A 3,790-nucleotide genomic window follows, 5' to 3' on the forward strand; every position below is an offset into this window, starting at 1 on the left:
ACCTACAATCGTCAATACCTTTTTATAAATATATTCAAGTTAATGTTTTTACACTCTCTAATCTAGAAAAGAGCCTATAAAGATTGTATTATCAGCAAAGCCTCTTCTACTTTACTTTCATTTCTTCTTCCAAAATACATTCAAGTTTACTTATACACTAGACTTAATTTGCACGTAAGTTTTTCACCAGCGAAACTAACAACCTTATTTTAATAAATACTAATATGTAGTTTGAAAATTATCACACTCCCTAATACCTCTTTACTCATTAAGCACTCTATTAGAAACGATTGAAGGTATACGTATTTTTATAACAGACAACGATACAGTAATTCTTATATACTACTCTAGTTATAGAGTTCCCCTTATATGAAGTAATCGTTACTGACCTGTTCACTCGTAAATAAATAGAAACACACTAATACATTTACTAACTATCCCTATGTCACTGAAATAACAGACTTATATCTCTTTCATCTTTAGCAGCATCCATTTCCATATGGCCTAGCCGTAATAATTTTATATACTCTTAACAAACATTTAAGATACAAAACTAAACTATACTCGATTAAAAATACGTACCTCAATTGATCGAGTGTACCCAACACACCGGATAGGAACGTTTGTTCTTTTGATGTTTTATCACATTTAATAATGTTTATCCTATACCTATTATTTGCGTTTTAACGCTAGAAGAGCGAATCGAGTTACTAACAAAGCATGTAATTTTATTGTTTCTATTATGTAGCCCTCGTTTTGAAATACATATAGAATCACAAATTCATTTATTTCTAGCTACAAACCTAAGAATACACAACAATAAGAAACCAATACATATAAAACACTCACAAAAACAAGTTCTGCAACAATGTATACTTTGGCTGCACAATTATAAATCATACTCTTTTCAACACCTCTAGAAGTCCTGTACGTATTTAACGCAAATATAAACTAAAAAGTTTCAATATAAAAAGAGCCGGAATTTCTACTCTAAGGAAAATCCGCCTCTTTATATATTCGGCCATAACCAAAATAATTTTTACATTTAAGATTAAATGTCTATTTAATATTCCCTACTCTGCTGTGCTGAAGATGGATATATCATATCTGTCACTGCATGATATAGATTTTCTGGATGTTCAGCTATCCGATGACATAAATACAAGTACCACTCTTTCCCATAAGTCAAATATACTCTAGCGTTATGTCCCTTGTTTTTCAAATCACTTAACATATCCGGACGAATTCCATATAGCATTTCTATTTCTACATTAGATTGACTAAAATATTGACGTTGCTCCATCTCTTTAATAAGAATTTCATCGTGTGTAGCTATAGATACAGGATGATTATTTTCAATTAGTTGTTCTACAATCTGAAGATACTGTTGATTTAAATCAGTTGACCTAGACATAGCAATATCTGAAGCTTCTTGGTAGGCACCTTTTACAACTCTTATTTTCCCTGGGTAATGTAGGAGTTCTTGAATATCATTGTTCGAACGATATAAATGTGCCTGAATCGTTATCCCTACATTAGGATATTGCTCAGTTGTTTTTTTATAGACGGAAAGAATATCCGCTGTTTTAGATGATTCTTCCATACTTATCATAAGGCTAGTTCCGTGTACTTCGGCCTTCTCTGCCAACTCCATTAAATGAAGATAAGATATTTCTGGATCTATAGATAATCCAATATGCGATAAATCGAGTGATACTGTTTGTTTCATAGATAGAGCACCCATGTCACCAATAAGATTCCAAAACTCATTTTTTTCTTTATAGCATTCCTCTATATCTAGAGTATTTTCCCCTATATATTCTAGTGAAGTATGATAACCTTTTGTAATTAGTTCTTTCGCTGTTACAATCCCCTCCTGTCTCGTTTCTCCGGTGACAAAGCGTTTCGCAGCTTGCAATACTAGCGCATAGAGTTCAGGGGATTGTTGTACATAGGATTTTATATGTTCATTTCGTGCAATCGATTTAAATGCCTGAGCTACTTGTAATTCTAGTTTAGTCATCACATTTTCATCTCCTTTAGAACTATTTGATCCAACTATAGCATGCTAAAATGGTTCGTATTAGTACCATTTTAGCTAAACTTTTATGGTACCAATTTTGATGAAGGGAGCATTTATATGCTTTGGATACCTATTGATCGATCATTAGATATAAGTTTAATTCGACAGGTTTATCACCAAATACGTGAACGAATATTAAACGGAGAGCTAAAATCCGGAGAAAAACTACCCTCAACACGAGAATTATCTTCTGAGTTAAGCGTGTCTAGGAATGTAATTTTAGAAGCGTATGATCAATTATTTTCCGAAGGTTTTTTGGTCGCTCGACAGGGAGCCGGGACATTCATTGCAGAAGGGACTTATTTAGAACAACGTAAAAAATCAACTCTAATTGATTCTTTATCTTGGTGCGAAGAAGCAAACAAGGACAGTAACATCATTAATTTTCGTTCAGGGATACCAGCATTAGACTTATTTCCACGTAAGAGCTGGGCAAAATTATCTCACAACATATGGAACGAGACACTTCCTTCTACGTTTGGATACGATATCCCCGAAGGGCGTCCAGAATTAAGAAAGGTTTTATCACGCTATTTACTAAAAACAAGAGGAGTTTTTTGTCATCCAGAACAATTGGTAATTACCTCCGGTGCAACTCAAGCTTTAACACTTGTTTCTAAGTTACTTTTGTCAACAGGCGACGAAGTACTAATAGAAGATCCAATCACCAATGACATTCAAATAATTTTTAAAAATTCAGGAGCCTTCCTTTATCCTATACCAGTTGATGATAATGGGATGGATACATCTTTGCTGCCTGCAAATAAAAATCCAAAATTCATCTTCACTACTCCTTCTCATCAGTTTCCTTTAGGAGGAGCGTTACCGATACAACGACGGGTTCAATTGATTAACTACTCAAGGAAAACAAATTGTTATCTCATTGAAGATGATTATGACAGTGAGTTTCGATATGAAGGCTCACCTGTGAGTTCATTACAGGGATTGGATCCCGAGCGTGTTATATATATAGGTTCATTTAGTAAAATTTTATCCCCGGCCCTTAGGATGGGATACTTAGTTCTTCCCTCACACCTTATTGAAAAATGTCGCAGGGTAAAATGGTTTTCAGATCTACATACACCTTCTTTAAATCAGCTTGTCCTTGCTAAATTTATTGCCGAAGATTATTTGGAACGACATATTATAAAGATGAAAAAAATCTATAAAACTCGAAGAGACTTCCTTATCCAGCAATTAAAATTAGCATTTTCAAATAAGATCAATATTTCCGGTTATTCTACAGGATTACACCTGATTGTTGAATTCAATCAAGTTCAATTCACAAAAGAATTACTTGAGGAAATCCAACAATTCGGAGTGAAAGTATATCCTGTGGAAGAGCACGCCATTCAAAAAGGAAAACATCATAATCGAATTATTATAGGATATGGACATTTAACGACTGAAGAAATAAAAGAAGGTGTGAGCAGGCTACAGAGGGCAATTCCTTGTATATATTCTTGTTAACGAATAGACGTTCTAACAAACTTGGCCATATTTTTCTGAAGGTATGCTATTTAGATGTGAAATTATAATAAAATAAAGCTATTTCTTGCTAGATAAACGTACTCATAGAGCCAAACATTAATTACAAGATTATTTCATTAAACACAAAAAAGACGAGTCATTCTGACTCGTCTTAAGCTTGCTTGGCGACGTCCTACTCTCACAGGGACAAGGTCCCAACTACCATCGGCGCTAGAG

Annotated in this window: 2 protein-coding genes and 1 pseudogene; 2 read left to right on the forward strand and 1 reads right to left on the reverse strand. The window is 34.0% G+C overall.

Annotated elements, in window-relative coordinates:
* Nucleotides 1-335: 335 nt before the first annotated feature.
* Nucleotides 336-448: pseudogene (locus F8162_RS29525) on the forward strand (ABC transporter permease); the annotation flags it as partial.
* A 615-nt stretch (nt 449-1,063) separates the two neighbouring features.
* Here the strand turns inward: F8162_RS29525 and F8162_RS27900 are convergent.
* Nucleotides 1,064-2,023, reverse strand: coding sequence for a proline dehydrogenase family protein (locus F8162_RS27900; RefSeq protein WP_151633994.1), 960 nt, complete (start codon nt 2,021-2,023; stop codon nt 1,064-1,066).
* Nucleotides 2,024-2,140: 117 nt separating this feature from the next.
* Here F8162_RS27900 and F8162_RS27905 point away from each other — a divergent pair, with 117 nt between their 5' ends.
* Complete coding sequence (locus F8162_RS27905) at nt 2,141-3,553, forward strand: PLP-dependent aminotransferase family protein (protein WP_151633993.1); 1,413 nt, start codon at nt 2,141-2,143, stop codon at nt 3,551-3,553.
* Nucleotides 3,554-3,790 lie beyond the last annotated feature (237 nt).

It is taken from the genome of Bacillus sp. CH140a_4T (assembly GCF_008923725.1).
Lineage (GTDB): Bacteria > Bacillota > Bacilli > Bacillales > Bacillaceae_G > Bacillus_A.